Source organism: Methylonatrum kenyense (assembly GCF_023195885.1).
Taxonomy (GTDB): domain Bacteria; phylum Pseudomonadota; class Gammaproteobacteria; order Nitrococcales; family Aquisalimonadaceae; genus Methylonatrum; species Methylonatrum kenyense.
In genome coordinates this window covers 42,380-58,337 of record NZ_JALPKO010000004.1, presented here as the reverse complement: position 1 = coordinate 58,337, position 15,958 = coordinate 42,380, and the positions used below count along the sequence as shown (strand labels likewise).

Below are 15,958 nucleotides of genomic sequence, written 5' to 3'. Positions count from 1 at the left end.
ATGCTGCCGCAATGGGCCATCCTGCTGACGCCGTTCCTCTATCTGGGCCTGCTGTTCGCAATTGCATACTACGCGGATCGGCGCGCCTACACGGCGCGTTCCCTGGTCAGCAACCCGTACATCTACACCCTGTCCATCGCGGTCTACTGCACTGCCTGGACGTTCTACGGCAGCGTCGGGCGGGCCGCCGAGGACGGCGTCAGCTTTCTGACCATCTACCTGGGGCCGACGCTGATGGCGGCACTCTGGTGGCTGGTGCTGCGCAAGATGATCCGCATCAGCAAGGTGCACCGGATCACCTCCATCGCCGACTTCATTGCCTCGCGCTACGGCAAGAGCATGCTGCTGGGCGGGCTGGCCACCTTCATCGCGGTGATCGGCATTACCCCCTACATCGCACTGCAGTTGAAGGCGGTCTCGGCCAGTTTCGACGTGCTGCTGACCTTCCCCGAGGCCGCTAATGCGGTGGGCGAGAGCACCGCGCCCATCGTCCAGGACAAGGCACTCTGGGTCGCGGTGGTGCTGGCCGCCTTCTCGATCCTGTTCGGCACCCGACACATCGACGCCACTGAGCGGCTGGAAGGCATGGTGGTGGCGGTGGCCTTCGAGTCGGTGATCAAGCTGCTGGCCTTCCTCGCGGTCGGTGTTTTCGTCACCTTCATGCTGTTCAACGGCCCGGCGGACCTGTTTTTCCAGGCCTCCGCGGTGCCGGCGCTGCAGGAGCTGTTGTCGTTTTCCGGCCTGCCGGGCGGCTATGGCAACTGGATGGCGCTGACCCTGCTGTCGATGGCGGCCATCATGTTCCTGCCACGGCAATTCCAGGTCACGGTGGTGGAGAACGTCAACGAGGACCATATCCGCACCGCCGCATGGCTGTTCCCGCTGTATCTGCTACTGATCAACCTGTTTGTGCTGCCGATCGCGGTGGCCGGCCTGCTCTACTTCGGCGACGGCTCGGTGAATCCGGACAACTTCGTGCTTGCCCTGCCGCTGGCCGAGGGTCGCGAACTGCTGGCCCTGTTCGTCTATCTGGGCGGTTTCTCCGCCGCCACCGGCATGGTCATCGTCGCCACCATCGCGCTAGCCATCATGGTCAGCAATGACCTGGTGATGCCCGCACTGCTGCGCATGCAGCACCTGCCGATCATCGAACGCATCGGTCTGCAACGGCTAATCATCAATCTGCGCCGCGTCATCATCGTTGCGCTGCTGTTCCTGGGCTATGCCTATTTCCGCCTGATCGCCGATGCTTATGCGCTGGTCAGCATCGGCCTGATTTCATTCGTTGCCGTGGCCCAGTTCGCGCCTCCGATCCTGATCGGGATGTACTGGAAGGGCGCCAGCCGGCGCGGCGCCCTGTTCGGGCTGGGTTCGGGCTTCCTGATCTGGCTGTACACGCTGTTCCTGCCGTCGCTGGTGGAACCGGGCTGGTTACCGGTCAGCCTGGTCGAGGACGGTCCGTTCGGCATCACCTGGCTGGCCCCGTACAGCCTGTTCGGCGTGGAGGGCATGAGTCCGATAACCCACGCCCTGTTCTGGAGCTGGCTGTTCAATATCGGGGGCCTGGTGCTGATCTCGCTGTACGACCGGCAAAGCAATATCGAGCGGATCCAGGCTGCCCTGTTCGTCGACGTGTTCCTGCGCTCCGAGCGCGATGCGCGTTTCTGGCAGGGCACCACCAGCGTCGGCGACCTCGAGGCCCTGCTCGCCCGCTTCATCGGACCGGACCAGGCCGCAGGCGCGATTCGCAGCTTCAGTGCCCGTCGCAAGCACCCGTTGCGCCCCGATGACGAGGTGCCTGCGGAACTGCTGAACCAGGCGGAACGCCTGCTGTCCGGCAACATCGGCTCCGCATCGGCACGGGTCATGGTGTCGTCCATCGTCAAGGGCGAGGCCCTGACCTTCGAGGGGGTGATGGAACTGCTCGACGCCACCTCGCAGGCCATCGAGTACAGCCACCGGCTGGAGGAAAAGTCGCGGGAGCTGGAGCAGGCCACCGCGGAACTGCGTGCGGCCAATGAGCGGTTGCAGGAGCTGGATCGACTGAAGGACGAGTTCGTGTCCATGGTCAGCCATGAACTGCGCACACCGTTGACCTCGATCCGCGCCTTCGCCGAAATCCTGCAGGACGACGCCGAGGTGCCGCGGCAGCAACAGGAAGAGTTCCTGAGCGTTATCGTTGCCGAAAGCGAACGCCTGACCCGGCTGATCAATCAGGTGCTGGACCTGTCCAAGATCGAAAGCGGCTGGGGCGAATGGCGGCTGCGAGACCTGGAACTGGGCGAAATCGTGGACTCGGCGCGGCGCGCGACCTCGCAGCTGTTCAGCGATCGCAAGGTCGGGCTTGCGATCCGGTCGCCGGACTATCCCTGCAACATCAAGGGCGATGCCGATCGCCTGATCCAGCTGGTCATCAACCTGCTGTCCAACGCCGTGAAATTCACCGACCCGGAGAGTGGCGACGTCGAGGTGTCGTGGTCACGGACTCGGCGCGGGATTGAATTGCGGGTAAGGGACCATGGCCCCGGCGTGGCACCGGAAGAGAAGGACCGGGTGTTCGAGAAGTTCCACCAGATCAGCGATCAGCAGGCCGGCAAGCCCAAGGGCAGCGGCCTGGGGCTGGCCATTTGCCGGCGCATTGCCGAACTGCACTGGGGCAAGATTTCACTGGAAAGCGCACCCGGTGAAGGCGCGACATTCGTGGTCCTGCTGCCCGAGGCTGGGGGTGAGCACTCGGACGTACGCATCGGCGAGGCATCGCCGCAGCTCGCCTGAAATCGTCAGGGAAGCCGTAGCAGATCCGCTATCGGCTCCAGATTGGCCAGCTCCAGATCGGGACCATCCGGCAGGCGTTCGGCGCATGCCCCGGAGCGGTTGATCCAGGCCACGCGCATGCCGAAGCTGGCAGCACCGGCCACATCCCAGGCATTCGAGGAATGGAACAGGATCTGGTCCGCCGGCACCTCCAGGGCATCCACGGCCAGCTGGTAGACCCGTGGATCCGGCTTGTAGATGCCAAGGGTGTCTACCGACAGGATCCGGTCCAGCCCATCGTCCAGCCCTGCACTGCGGCTGGCGTGATGCAGGGTCGCCTCGGTGCCGTTGGATAATATCGCCGTGGGCAAACCCGCCTGCCGCAGGCGCCGCAGCAGGGCCGGCACCTCCGGATAACAGGACAATTCCCGATAGGCCTCCAGCAGGTCCCGGGTCAGGGCCTGATCGTCGATTGCATGGGTCTCCATGGCATAGGCCAGGGCATCCGCGGTCAAGCGGTCGAAGTCGACGTATCGCCCCATCAGACTGCGCAACCAGGTGTATTCCAGCTGCTTCTGGCGCCATAGCGCGCTCATCGCCTGGGCCGACGATCCAATACGCTCGCGATGTCGATCGACCGCCGAATGAACATCGAACAGCGTGCCGTAGGCATCAAATACACAGGCGCGGATCGGCGGTTCAGCGGGATTCCAACTCATGGCGTCCTCCATTGACAGCAACACCAGCGGCCAAAAAAAACCCCGCGCCAGGCGGGGTTTCGGTATGCGTCGTGCGGGCTAAGGAATCAGGCCTCGGCCTCTTCCACGGCCTTCATGCTAAGGCGCACACGCCCCTGGCGGTCAACCTCCAGCACCTTGACGCGCACCACATCCCCTTCGCTGAGCTTATCAGCAACGTTCTCGACCCGCTCATTGGAGATCTGCGAGATGTGCACCAGCCCGTCCTTGCCTGGCAGGATGCTGACAAAGGCGCCGAAGTCCATCAGCTTGACCACGCGACCTTCGTAGATCCGACCAACCTCGACATCGGCGGTCAGCAGTTCCACCCGGCGACGCGCTTCCTCACCGGCCGCCTTGTCCACCGAGGCGATGGTGACGGTGCCGTCATCCTTGATGTCGATGCTGGCACCGGTTTCTTCGGTCAGGGCACGGATGGTTGCACCGCCCTTACCGATCACATCACGAATCTTTTCCGGATCGATACGGATGGTCAGCATGCGCGGCGCGTATTCCGACATCTCGGTCCGTGGCGTGGCAAGCGCCTTGCCCATTTCGCCAAGGATATGCAGGCGGCCGGCCTTGGCCTGATCCAGCGCCTGCTCCATGATCTCGCGGGTGATGCCGTTGATCTTGATGTCCATCTGCAGGGCAGTCACGCCGCCCTCGGTGCCGGCGACCTTGAAGTCCATGTCACCGAGATGGTCCTCGTCACCGAGGATGTCCGACAGCACGGCGAACTGCTCACCGTCCTTGATCAGGCCCATGGCAATACCCGCTACCGGGGCCTTCACCGGCACGCCGGCATCCATCAGGGCCAGGGACGTGCCACACACGCTGGCCATGGAGCTGGAACCATTCGATTCGGTGATCTCGGAGACCACGCGAATCACGTAGGGGCAGTCTTCCGGCTGCGGCATGACCGCCATCACGCCGCGCTTGGCCAGCTTGCCGTGCCCGATCTCACGGCGCTTGGGGCCGCCCATGAAACCGGTCTCGCCGACACAGTACGGCGGGAAGTTGTAATGCAGCATGAAGGGTTCCTTGCGCTCCCCTTCGATGGCATCGATGATCTGCGCGTCGCGACCGGTGCCCAGCGTGGTTACCACCACGGCCTGGGTCTCGCCACGGGTGAACACCGCCGAACCATGGGTGCGCGGCAGTGCGCCGACCTTGATGTCAATCGGCCGCACGGTGCTGCGGTCACGGCCATCGATCCGCGGCTCTCCGGCCAGGATACGGCCGCGCACGATTTCCTTTTCGGCGGTCTTGAAGGCGCCTGCGACGTCGTTGGCGGTGCGGCCCTCGGCCTCTTCATCCACCAGTTCCTCGACTACGCGCTGACGCAGGGCGGCAACCGCATCGCTGCGTTCCTGCTTGTCGGCGATGCTGTAGGCGGCGCGCAACTCGTCGCCGACCATCGATTCCACCGCCTCGCCCAGGGTCTGATCCTTCTCCACGGGCTGCCAGTCCCAGCGCGGCTTGCCGGCCTCGGCCGCCAGTTCGTTGATCGCCGCGATCGCCTTCTGCATCTGTTCGTGGCCGAACAGCACGGCGCCCAGCATGACGTCCTCGGGCAGTTCCCTGGCCTCCGACTCGACCATCAGCACCGCATCACTGGTGCCGGCTACTACCAGATCAAGCTCGGAGGTCTCCAGGCTGCTGAAGCTCGGGTTGAGCAGGTATTCGCCGTTGCGATATCCGACCCGGGCAGCGCCGATCGGACCATCGAACGGGATCCCCGAGATGGCCAGTGCGGCCGAGGCCCCGATCAGCGCCGGGATGTCCGGATCCACGTCGGGGTTCATCGAGATCACCGTGGCGATCACCTGCACTTCGTTGTAGAAGCCGGTCGGGAACAGCGGACGAATCGGCCGGTCGATCAGGCGGCTGGTCAGGGTCTCCTTCTCGGAGGGACGACCCTCGCGCTTGAAGAAACCGCCAGGGATGCGGCCCGCCGCGTAGGTCCGTTCCTGGTAATTGACAGTCAGGGGGAGGAAGTCGCGCTGACCCGGTTCATCCTTCTTGCCGACCACGGTAACCAGAACCACGGTGTCGGACATGTTGACCATGACGGCCCCGGTCGCCTGCCGCGCGATGGCACCGGTTTCGAGTGTGACGGTGTGTTCACCGTACTGGAAAGACTTGCTAACAGGTTCCACGTGCGATTGTCCTCTCTTGCACCTGCCAAAATACGAACGACGCGCCCCTGCGCGTCGCTCTCTTACTTACGAATGCCCAGGCGCTCGATGACGGTCTGGTAACGGCTCTGATCCTTGCGCTTCAGGTAATCCAGAAGCTTGCGCCGCTGATTGACCAGCTTCAGCAGACCACGCCGGGAATGGTGATCCTGCTTGTGGTCGGCGAAATGCTGGGTCAGGTGGGTAATACGGTTGGACAGCAGTGCAATCTGCACCTCCGGCGAGCCGGTATCGGTCTCGCTGCGGCGGTAGTCCTGCACGATTTCTGCCTTCTGTTCGGCGTTCAATGACATCAAGATGCTCCCGATCGGTTCCATGCCGGATTTGCAAGGGCGGACATTGTAGCCACGCGCCCCCGGTGTCACAAGCTAAGCCGCGTTGTTTTCAATGATTTTTCCGAAATCCGGGGCAACGCGGCGATGGCGCCCGGACACCGGTCATTCAGTCGGTCCGCATCAGCCGATGCGGCTGCAGCCGTCCATCCTCGCCAACCCGGCCCATGCCCAGAAAGTCGGTCGGCCCGAAAACCCGCACCAGGCCTGGCTCCGGCAGGCCCGGCGTCCACACCGCCTGTCCCTGAACCAGAAAGTGCGCGGCCTCCTCGGCCAGATGGACATCCGGCCATCCGGCAAGACCCTGTTCCACCGGCAGCAACTGCCGGTCCAGAGCCGCCAGACCGCCTCGGGCGGCCAGCACCTGCATTGCGTCGGCGGTTACCATGGATTCGCCGGCAAACGGGCCCAGTGCGGTCCGACGCAGCGCGATCACATGCGCGCCGCAGCCAAGGTCCTCGCCGATGCTCTCCACCAGCGATCTGACGTAGGTGCCCTTGGAACAGTGCACCGACAGCGCCAGGCAATCTGGTTCGGGCCGCGATTCAAGCCGCAATTGGTGAACGGTTACCGCCCTCGGTGGCCGCTCGACCTCGATGCCCTGACGCGCCAGCTTGTAAAGCCGCTGCCCCTGGTGCTTCAGCGCGGAAACCATCGGCGGCACCTGCAGGATCGGGCCGCGCAGGGCCGCCAACGCCTGCTCGATTCGCCCGCGCTCGAGCTCCGGCACCGGTCGCCGTTGCCGGATTTCGCCATCGGCATCACCGCTGTCGGTGGTCACGCCCAGCCGGCAGACCACCTGATAACGCTTGTCGGCATTCAGCAGAAAGCCGGAGATTTTCGTGGCCTCGCCAAAACAGATCGGCAGCAGACCGCTGGCCAGCGGGTCCAGGCTTCCGGTATGGCCAGCCTTACGCGCCTGGAACAGGTGCTTCATCTGCTGCAGGGCGCGGTTGGAACTGACTGCCACCGCCTTGTCCAGCAACAGGATGCCGTCGACCCGCCGGCGGTTCGCTCGCTTGACCATCAGGATCCGTTCCAGCCGCCGCTACCGATCCTGATCCGATCCTTCACCCTGGCCATCGTCGCCACGGTCCGAAGCCACCGCACGGTCGATCAGCTGGCTCAGATCGGCGCCGCGATCGAACACATCGTCGTACAAAAAATGCAGTGCCGGCACCGTACGCAGACGCATCGAACGGCCCAGCTCGCGGCGCAGGAAGCCGGCGGCACCATTCAGGATCTCGACCGCCTCGCGAGACGTGTCCGCATCGGCGCCGAGCACTGTCATGTAGACCTTGGCATGGCCCATGTCGCGGCTGACGTTCACCTCGGAGACGGTCACCGAGCCCAGCCGCGGATCACGCACGGCGTCCCGGATCAGTCCGGCCAGTTCGCGCTGGATCTGGTCCGCCACCCGGCGCGTTCGTGGATAGTCTCTCGCCATTTTCTCGATCTCCGGCGCTGCTGCCGAAACAACGGGGCCCGCCGACGGTGTCGGCGGGCCCGCGGTTATACATCGCTCTGCTGCCAAGCACGCCTACAGGGTGCGTGCCACCTCGACGCGCTCATAGCATTCGATCTGATCACCCACTTTGACGTCATTGTAGTTTTTCACGCCAATACCGCATTCGGTGCCGGAACGAACCTCGTTGACGTCGTCCTTGAACCGGCGCAGGGATTCCAGCTCGCCCTGGTAGATCACCACATCGTCACGCAGCACCCGGATCGGGTTGGCACGCTTGACCACGCCCTCTTCCACCAGGCAGCCAGCAATGGCGCCCAGCTTGGAGGACTTAAACACGTCCTGGACCCGCGCCAGACCGATGATCTCTTCGCGGATCTCGGGCTCCAACATGCCACTGATGGCGTTCTTCAACTGGTCCAGCGCCTCGTAGATGATGCTGTGATAGTGCACATCCACTTCCGCTTCCTGGATCAGCTTGCGCGCCGCGGCGTCGGCCCGGACGTTGAAGCCGATCACGATGGCGCTGGAGGCCAGTGCCAGGTTGATGTCCGATTCGTTAATGCCGCCAACGCCCGCCGAGATCACATTGATCTTGGCGTGTTCGTTGCTCAACTCGGTCAACGACTGGCTCAGGGCCTCGGCGCTGCCCTGCACGTCGGCCTTCAGCATGATGTTGACCACCACCTGTTCGTCCGACTGCGCCTCGCCGAAGATATCCTCCAGTTTGGCCGCCTTCTGCTGCGCCAGGCGCTTGTCCCGCAGGCGCTCCTTGCGCAGCTCGGCCAGTTCGCGGGCGCGCCGTTCGTCCTTGACAACCATGACGTCATCGCCGGCGTTGGGCGTACCGGAGAGCCCCAGCACCACCACCGGAATCGACGGGCCGGCGCTGTCCACCTGCTTACCGGTCTCGTTGAGCATGGCCCGGACACGGCCGTATTCGACGCCGGACAGGATGAAGTCACCCTTCTTCAACTGGCCGTTCTGCACCAGCACCGTGGCAACCGGACCACGCCCCTTGTCGAGGCTGGATTCGACAACCACGCCGGTGGCCGCGCAATCCGCGACCGCCTTCAGCTCCAGCAACTCCGACTGCAGCAGGATTGCCTCCAGCAGCTCCTCGATGCCTTCGCCGGTCTTGGCCGAGACATGCACGAACTGGTAATCACCGCCCCATTCCTCGGGAATGACTTCATAGGCCGTCAGTTCCTGCTTGACCTTGTCCGGATCCGCCTCCGGCTTGTCGATCTTGTTCACCGCCACCACCAGCGGCACACCGGCTGCCTTGGCGTGCTTGATCGCCTCCTCGGTCTGCGGCATCACGCCGTCATCCGCGGCTACCACCAGCACCACCACATCGGTGATCTTGGCGCCACGTGCACGCATCGCGGTGAAGGCCTGGTGTCCCGGGGTATCCAGGAAGGTGACCACGCCGCGCTCGGTTTCCACATGGTAGGCACCGATGTGCTGGGTAATGCCGCCGGCCTCGCCGGCCGCCACCTTGGCGCGGCGAATATGGTCAAGCAGCGAGGTCTTGCCGTGGTCCACGTGACCCATGATGGTCACCACCGGGGCCCGGCCGACCTGTTCGCCCTCCGGGCTTTCCAGCTCGGCTGCCACTTCCTCTTCCAGGGCGTTTTCGCTGACGATCTTCGGCTTGTGCCCAAGTTCCTCGACCAGCAGCACGGCAGTGTCCTGATCGATGATCTCGTTGATCGTCGCCATCATGCCCTGCTTCATCATTTCCTTGATCAGCACGGCGGCCTTGACACTCATGCGCTGCGCCAGGTCACCCACACTGATGCTTTCCGGAATCTGAACTTCGCGCACCACCGGCGCCGTTGGCTTCTCGAAACCCTGCTGCAGCGCTTGGCCGGCACCACTCGCTGCAGTTTGATCACGCCGCTTGCGGCGACCGCCCTTGCCCGGGGCCACTCGCAATTCCTCGCGACCACCACGGCCGCGCTTCGGCTTGCTGCGCCGACGCTCCCGCTCCTCGGCCTCCGTCTTCTCCTTGTCCTTGGCTTTCTTGCGCTTGGACGCCTCGGCTTCGGCCTCCGCTTCCAGCGTTGCCGGATCGGCCACCGGTGGCGGCTCCGCCTTCTTCCTCGGCTTGGCCGGTTTCTCTGCGGCCACCGGCTCGGCCGCGACCTCTGGTTCCGGCTCTGCCGGCGCGGCGGCCTCCTGTTCTGCCTTGCGGGCGTCTTCCTCGGCCTTGCGCGCGGCCTCGGCCGCCTCTTCCTCGGCACGCCGGGCGGCTTCACGCTCGCGCTCTGCGGCTTCCTCGGCCTCACGCTTGGCCGCTTCGGCGGCCTCCTGTTCCAGGCGTTTCGCCTCTTCCTCGCGCTCCCGCTCTGCCTCGACAACGCTGCGCTTCACGTAGGTGCGCTTGCGCCGCACCTCGACGTTGACCGTGCGCGTGGGCGCCGGACCACGGGCACCGCGCCCACCGGCGCCGGAGGACAGCTTGATCTGGCTGGTACTCTTCCGCCGCAGCGTGATCTTGCGCGGTTCAGCCTCGGCTTCGGCCTCTTCGCCACCTCGCCCGTGGGCCCGGCGCAGGTACGCAAGCAGGGTTGCCTTGTCCTCGTCGGAAAGCACGGCGTCGGCATCCTGGATATCGACACCTGCTTCGTTCAGCTGCGAGAGCAAGCGATCCACCGGGGTCCCGACGGTTTCCGCGAACTGTTTGACTGTGACTTCAGACATGCAAATCTCCCTGAATCCTGCTCTGGCTCTTGCCCGACTGGGCAACGGGTCGTGCGGCCGGGCCGTCAAGGCCCGGCGTGCCGCATCAGGATTCCTTCTCTTCCTGCTGTTCCGCGAACCACGGCTCGCGCGCCTTCATGATCAGGGCCGCAGCACGTTCAGCCTCGATCTCGGCGATCTCCACCACGTCGTCCACCGCCTGCTCGGCCAGGTCTTCCATGGTCACGACCCCGCCGGCTGCAAGCCGACGGGCCGTACCCTCATCCATGCCTTCCATGGCAAGCAGATCGTCAGCCGGCTGGGCATCACCGAGTTGCTCCTCGGTGGCAATCATCTGCGTCAGCAATGCATCGCGGGCCCGGGAGCGCAATTCCTCGACGATATCCTCGTCGAACTCCTCGATTTCCAGCATCTCGGATGTCGGCACGTAGGCCACTTCCTCGATGGTGCTGAAACCCTCCTGAACCAGGATCGACGCGACCTCCTCGTCCACGCCCAGCGTGTTCATGAAGGTGTCAATGGTCTTCTGGGCTTCTTCCTGACTCTTGGCCTCGGCATCAGCCGAGGTCATGACATTGAGTTCCCAGCCGGTGAGCTGGCTTGCCAGCCGAACGTTCTGGCCGCCCCGGCCAATGGCCTGCGACAACTGATCCTCGACCACGGCAACATCCATGCTGTGCGAATCCTCGTCGACGACAATGGACTCGACGTCGGCCGGCGCCATCGCATTGATCACGAACTGGGCCGGGTTATCGTTCCAGAGAATGATGTCGATCCGCTCGCCGGAGAGTTCATTCGACACCGCCTGCACGCGCGACCCCCGCATACCGACGCAGGCGCCGACCGGGTCGATGCGCGGATCATTGGAACGCACCGAAATCTTTGCGCGCAATCCCGGGTCACGGGCAGCGCCCAGGATATCGATCAGCTCCTGGCCCACTTCCGGCACTTCCAGCTTGAACAGCTCGATCAGGAATTCCGGCGCCGTGCGGGAAACGAACAGCTGTGGCCCCTTGGCCTCCGGTCGCACTTCCTTCAAGTAACCGCGGACCCGGTCGTTGGTCCGGAACGCCTCGCGCGGGATCACCCATTCCCGCGGAATGATCGCCTCGGCATTGGCACCCAGATCGACGATCACGTTGCCCCGTTCGACCTTCTTGACGATGCCGGTGATCAGTTCGCCGACCCGGTCCCGGTAGGCATCCAGCACCTTGGCCCGCTCGGCCTCGCGGACCTTTTGCACGATGACCTGCTTCGCGGTTTGGGCAGCGATTCGGCCAAAGGCAATGGATTCCATCGGTTCCTCGATGAAATCGCCGACCTGGACATCCGACTGTCTTCCGCGCGCTTCCGACAGCGCCATCACGTGTCCCGGAAACTCGACCTCGTCCAGTGCCTCGTCCTCGACCACCTCCCAGCGGCGAAAAGTGGAGTACTCGCCCGTCTGGCGATCCACCGCCACCCGCACATCGATTTCCTCGGGGTACCGCTTCTTGGTCGCCGAGGCCAGGGCCGCCTCGATTGCCTCGACAATCACGTCTTTGTCCACGCCCTTCTCGTTGGACATGGCTTCGACGACCAGCAGGATTTCCTTGCTCATACCTTACGCTCCGCGCCGCCCCGCCCGATTTCGGCCGGCGGCGTTGGTGGATCTCACAGATCCGAAACCAGATTGCCTTTTTCGATTCGATCCAGGGGCACACGCAACGACTGCCCCTCCTCCTCGATCAACACGTCCTGGCCCTCCAGACCCTGCAGGATGCCGCGCAGTTTGCGGCGGCCCTCCCAGAGTCCGGCCAGTTTCAGCTTCACCTCATGCCCGGCAAAGCGAACATAGTCACGTTCCCGGATCAGCGGCCGGTCGAATCCCGGCGAGGAAATCTCAAGCCGGTAGCGGCCACTGACCGGGTCCTCGACATCCAGAACACCGCTGACCTGGTGACTGACCCGCGCGCAATCGTCCACCGAGATACCGTCCGCATGATCGATGTACACCCGCAACAGGCCCTCGCCACGTCCCGGGTGATACTCCACCCCGATCAGCTCGAAACCGAGCCCCTCAACCACAGGCTCGAACAGCTGAGTCAGGCGTTCTGTCAATGCGTCCATTAGCGATCCCGGAAACAAAAAAAGGGCCCTGAGACAATGCCGCCCTTGCAGCACCGCTCATGCCCATCCGACTCGCTCACCGCAATTTCGCCAGTCGGTCTGGCTATCGCCGGCCAGGGACCTCCCACCAGCGATAAAAAAAGGCCGCAAGCGGCCCCCGTTTATGACGGCAGCCCTGTCGATGGACAACGCTCCGCCGCGAACAGCGCAAAATGGTACGCTCGCGGGCTCGAAACCGTCAAGCGGAACGGTAAGGAAACACTGATCCACTCGCACACCTGCTCTGGTGTCCGCATTTTTTCCGAAGCAAGGCGCGCTGCGCAGCACCACAGTCATTAACCGACGGCAGAAACGACAACGGGCAGCCCTTGGGCTGCCCGTTGTTATTGTAACTGGTAGCGGGGGCAGGATTTGAACCTGCGACCTTCGGGTTATGAGCCCGACGAGCTGCCAGACTGCTCCACCCCGCAATCGACGCTGCGCATCTTAGTCAACTGACCGCCATCTTTCAAGGGGCGTTGACCAACGCCGGGGCATTAGTTTCCGCGCAACAGGACGACCGGTAGAATTCAGTCGTCAAACGGCACGTCCGCACGCGACGAGATATCAAGCCGCCCGGCACAATCGGCGATTTCGCCATCGGGGCCTTCGCATTCGGCAATGTCGTTCAACAGGATTCGACCGATTTCCCCGCATTGCTGGCCGCTGACATCGAAAATCCGGACGCTGGTCTTGCCGGCACCGACCGGTCCGGCCTGTACCGCCAGTCGGCGATTGATCACACCCTCCGGATCGAACAGCACCAGTTGCAGGCGAAGGGATTCAACCGCCTGATTGGTACCATTGTCCAGCACAAGGTACGCACGGCAGGCACCGTCGGTATCCTCGAGTTTGTTCAACTCAAGGGACAGGCGGTCGCCCGCCTGTGCAACCGGGTTCAGCAGCAGAAGCAGGGGGAATAGGAAAAACGACAGGACCCAGAGGCCTCGAATGGGCGGGCGGACAGAGGTCACGGCTACTCCTTCGTCGCAGGCTTGGCGATCTGCTTGAGAACGATTCGCATCCCTAGGGAAACACTGATTTATTCGCACGCCTGCGTTGGAGTCCGCATTTTTTCCGAGGCAAGGCGCGCTGTGAAGCGCCGCAGTCGTTCTGCGGTCAAGCAGCGCAACGCAGCAGTCGGGAAAAATGCGGCCCAACCGGAGGCAAGCATGCACCGTCGCACGCCACCGCGTGACCGTCGGATTCGCTGACCTGCAAGGCGCGGTACGCCGCGCGAGGGTGATTCCCTCGTCCAGCGCCGCAACGCCGCAGGGCGGTGAATCCGGCGGTCACCCGCAGGGCTCGAGCCGTTCTCCCGCCTGGCGGTGTCGCAGGCCACCCCGGGTAGCACCACTACCCGAGGCGACCTGCTCCTGGCCAGTCGAAAGAACGGCACAAGAGCGCGGCGGCGTGCGACGGCGCATGCTTGCCAGTGGCCCGGCCGGTTTTGGCCCCTGGCTGCGTTGCGCCACCGGCCCGGTAGCTACGGCTACCGAACCGGCACCGCGCCTTGCCAGATGACCAAAACCGGTCTCGGGCGCAGACGCGGGAATAAATCAGTGCTTCCCTGGAGTATGCCACCGGCCCGCCAGGCTGCCAAAACGCGATGCACCCCGGTACGCGCCGTCAGCGGTTCCCTGATCAGTCGCTGCTGGAGGCGGCGCGACGCTTTTTCGGGCCACGTTTCTTCAGGTGATGGCGCAGGTCGTGATACCAGATGAATCCCGGCAGCGCGAAGACCATGAACAGGCACAAGGTGGTGACCCAGAACTCCCAGTCCTGCGGATAGATATCACCGGTAACCCGATACTCGAGCCCCGCGGCGACCGCTGCCACCACACCGTAGAAGAAGCCCCATTCCAGCAACCGGATCCATTCCCGCTTGCGGCCGGCGGCCGGCACGCGAATGAACAACACCCGCTCGCTGAACCAGGGCAGGTTGGCGGCCACGACGGCAACCAGCATCAGCAGCAGAAAGGCTCCGGTTTCAGTCATCTCGTCTCCATTCAGGGTGCCCGGGTCGCCAAGCCGCCGCCTGTTGGCAGCCTACGGCCAGCTACGCGTCACCACCGGCACCACGGGTGCCGACCTCGCTCAGGGCGCGAAGGCCGCCATGCAGATGGCGACCAGCGCCCCCGGGAAGATACCTAGGGCCAGAACCGCAAGCCCGTTGAGCGTGAGCACGGCACGGAAGCCGCCCGAGCCGGAGGGCTGCGGACCGGCACCCTCGGGCTTGTCGAAATACATCAGTCGCACGATACGCAAATAGTAGAAGGCACCGACAACAGCGCCCGCCACGGCGAGCACGGCCAGCCAAACGAAGCCGGCCTCGACAGTCGCCTTCAGCACCAGCCACTTGGCGTAAAAACCCACCGTGCCGGGAATGCCGGTCAGGGAGATCATCAGCAGCAGCATGATGAAGGCATACAGTGGACTGCGCTCGTTAAGGCCCTTGAAGTCAGTCAGTTGATCCGCTTCGAAGTTCTTCTGGCTGAGCAGCAGGACGACACCAAAGGCCGCGGCAACCGTCATCGCATAGGTCACCGCATAGAAAACCGCGGCGCCATAGCCGCCAGGCGCTCCGGCGAGGAGGCCCATCAGGATGAAGCCCATATGGTTGAACGTGGAATAGGCCAGCATGCGCTTGATGTTGGTCTGCACCAGCGCAACGGTGTTGCCCACCAGCAGTGACAGCACCGCCAGAATGACGATCATCTGCTGCCAGTCCGCTATCAGCGGCTCCAGGCCCTCGCCGATCAGGCGCAGAAACAGGCCCACGGCGGCAACCTTGGACGCGGTCGCGATCATCAGCGTCACCGGTGTCGGTGCCCCGTGATAGACATCCGGCACCCACATGTGGAACGGCACGGCGCCGAACTTGAAGGCAACGCCCACCACCATGAACACCAGGCCGAACAGGAACAGGATGCGGTTGTCTTCCAGCGTGGCCGCTGCTTCACGGATGGTCGCCAGATCCAGGCTGCCGGTGGTGCCATACAGCATCGACATGCCGTAGAGCAGCATCCCGGAGGCCAGCGCCCCCAGCACGAAGTACTTCATCGCCGCTTCCGAGGCGCGCGGCGAATCCCGGTCCATTGCAACCAGCGCGTAGAAGCACAGTGACATCAGCTCGACCCCCAGATACAGGGTCAGCAGATTGTGCGCGGAGATGGTGACCAGCATGCCCAGCATCGCGAACAGCGACAGCATGTAGAACTCGCCGGTCAACAGCCCGCGGTCCCGCATGTAATCCCTGGAATAGGCAAAGCCGAGGAAACCCAGGCCAAGCGCGGCGACCTTGAGGATGGTGCCGAAGTCATCGGCGACATAGGTACCGCTGAAGGTGGTCGCGTCCACGCCCCACTGCAGGTTGATCGTGATCACGGCGGTCGATACCAGCGCGAACTGGGTCAACCAGAAAGCCGGCGTGTGGTCCCGATCCTTGCTGAAGAGGTCCACGACCAGCACCAGACAGGCCATCGCCAGCAGCCAGATTTCCGGCAGTGCCAGCATCAGGTCCGGTGTCTCGAACGCGTCAGCGGTCGTCATAAGGTTTCCTTTCGTCCTGCATCAGGGCCCGCAGCGGCGGGCTCCAAGTTGTACGGCACG

The 15,958-nt window shown here is 63.8% G+C and carries 12 protein-coding genes and 1 tRNA gene; 1 reads left to right on the top strand and 12 read right to left on the bottom strand.

The genetic code is table 11. The features are described from left to right. Positions 1-2,775, top strand: coding sequence for a sensor histidine kinase (locus tag M0534_RS06280; protein ID WP_248567569.1), 2,775 nt, complete (start codon positions 1-3; stop codon positions 2,773-2,775). Positions 2,776-2,780: 5 nt separating this feature from the next. Here the strand turns inward: M0534_RS06280 and M0534_RS06275 are convergent, their stop codons facing one another. From M0534_RS06275 to nuoN, 12 genes are all read right to left on the bottom strand, one after another. Then, positions 2,781-3,473, bottom strand: coding sequence for a haloacid dehalogenase type II (locus M0534_RS06275; RefSeq protein WP_248567568.1), 693 nt, complete (start codon positions 3,471-3,473; stop codon positions 2,781-2,783). An 86-nt stretch (positions 3,474-3,559) separates the two neighbouring features. After that, positions 3,560-5,653, bottom strand: coding sequence for a polyribonucleotide nucleotidyltransferase (gene pnp, locus M0534_RS06270; RefSeq protein WP_248567567.1), 2,094 nt, complete (start codon positions 5,651-5,653; stop codon positions 3,560-3,562). A 62-nt stretch (positions 5,654-5,715) separates the two neighbouring features. Next, a complete protein-coding gene (gene rpsO, locus M0534_RS06265; RefSeq protein WP_248567566.1) occupies positions 5,716-5,985 on the bottom strand; it encodes a 30S ribosomal protein S15 in 270 nt (89 codons plus the stop codon). Between the two features lie 148 nt (positions 5,986-6,133). Further along, positions 6,134-7,051: a tRNA pseudouridine(55) synthase TruB gene (gene truB, locus M0534_RS06260; RefSeq protein WP_248567565.1), complete on the bottom strand. Its 918-nt coding sequence runs from the start codon at positions 7,049-7,051 to the stop codon at positions 6,134-6,136. A gap of 21 nt (positions 7,052-7,072) precedes the next feature. Next, positions 7,073-7,471 (bottom strand): 30S ribosome-binding factor RbfA, encoded by a 399-nt coding sequence (gene rbfA / locus M0534_RS06255; protein WP_248567564.1) that lies wholly within the window; start codon positions 7,469-7,471, stop codon positions 7,073-7,075. 93 nt (positions 7,472-7,564) lie between these two features. Continuing rightward, a complete protein-coding gene (gene infB / locus M0534_RS06250) occupies positions 7,565-10,198 on the bottom strand; it encodes a translation initiation factor IF-2 (protein WP_248567563.1) in 2,634 nt (877 codons plus the stop codon). Positions 10,199-10,283: 85 nt separating this feature from the next. Further along, positions 10,284-11,798 carry a transcription termination factor NusA gene (gene nusA / locus M0534_RS06245; RefSeq protein WP_248567562.1) on the bottom strand — a complete coding sequence of 505 codons (1,515 nt, stop codon included), beginning with the start codon at positions 11,796-11,798 and terminating at the stop codon, positions 10,284-10,286. 53 nt (positions 11,799-11,851) lie between these two features. Next, positions 11,852-12,307, bottom strand: coding sequence for a ribosome maturation factor RimP (rimP, locus tag M0534_RS06240; RefSeq protein WP_248567561.1), 456 nt, complete (start codon positions 12,305-12,307; stop codon positions 11,852-11,854). 393 nt (positions 12,308-12,700) lie between these two features. Next, a tRNA-Met gene (locus tag M0534_RS06235) sits at positions 12,701-12,777 on the bottom strand. Positions 12,778-12,876: 99 nt separating this feature from the next. Continuing rightward, positions 12,877-13,320, bottom strand: a complete 444-nt coding sequence (locus M0534_RS06230; protein ID WP_248567560.1) for a Tat pathway signal sequence domain protein — start codon at positions 13,318-13,320, stop codon at positions 12,877-12,879. A gap of 670 nt (positions 13,321-13,990) precedes the next feature. Next, positions 13,991-14,344 carry a DUF2818 family protein gene (locus M0534_RS06225; RefSeq protein WP_248567559.1) on the bottom strand — a complete coding sequence of 118 codons (354 nt, stop codon included), beginning with the start codon at positions 14,342-14,344 and terminating at the stop codon, positions 13,991-13,993. A 99-nt stretch (positions 14,345-14,443) separates the two neighbouring features. Further along, positions 14,444-15,898, bottom strand: coding sequence for an NADH-quinone oxidoreductase subunit NuoN (nuoN, locus tag M0534_RS06220; RefSeq protein ID WP_248567558.1), 1,455 nt, complete (start codon positions 15,896-15,898; stop codon positions 14,444-14,446). Between the last annotated feature and the right edge of the window lie 60 nt (positions 15,899-15,958).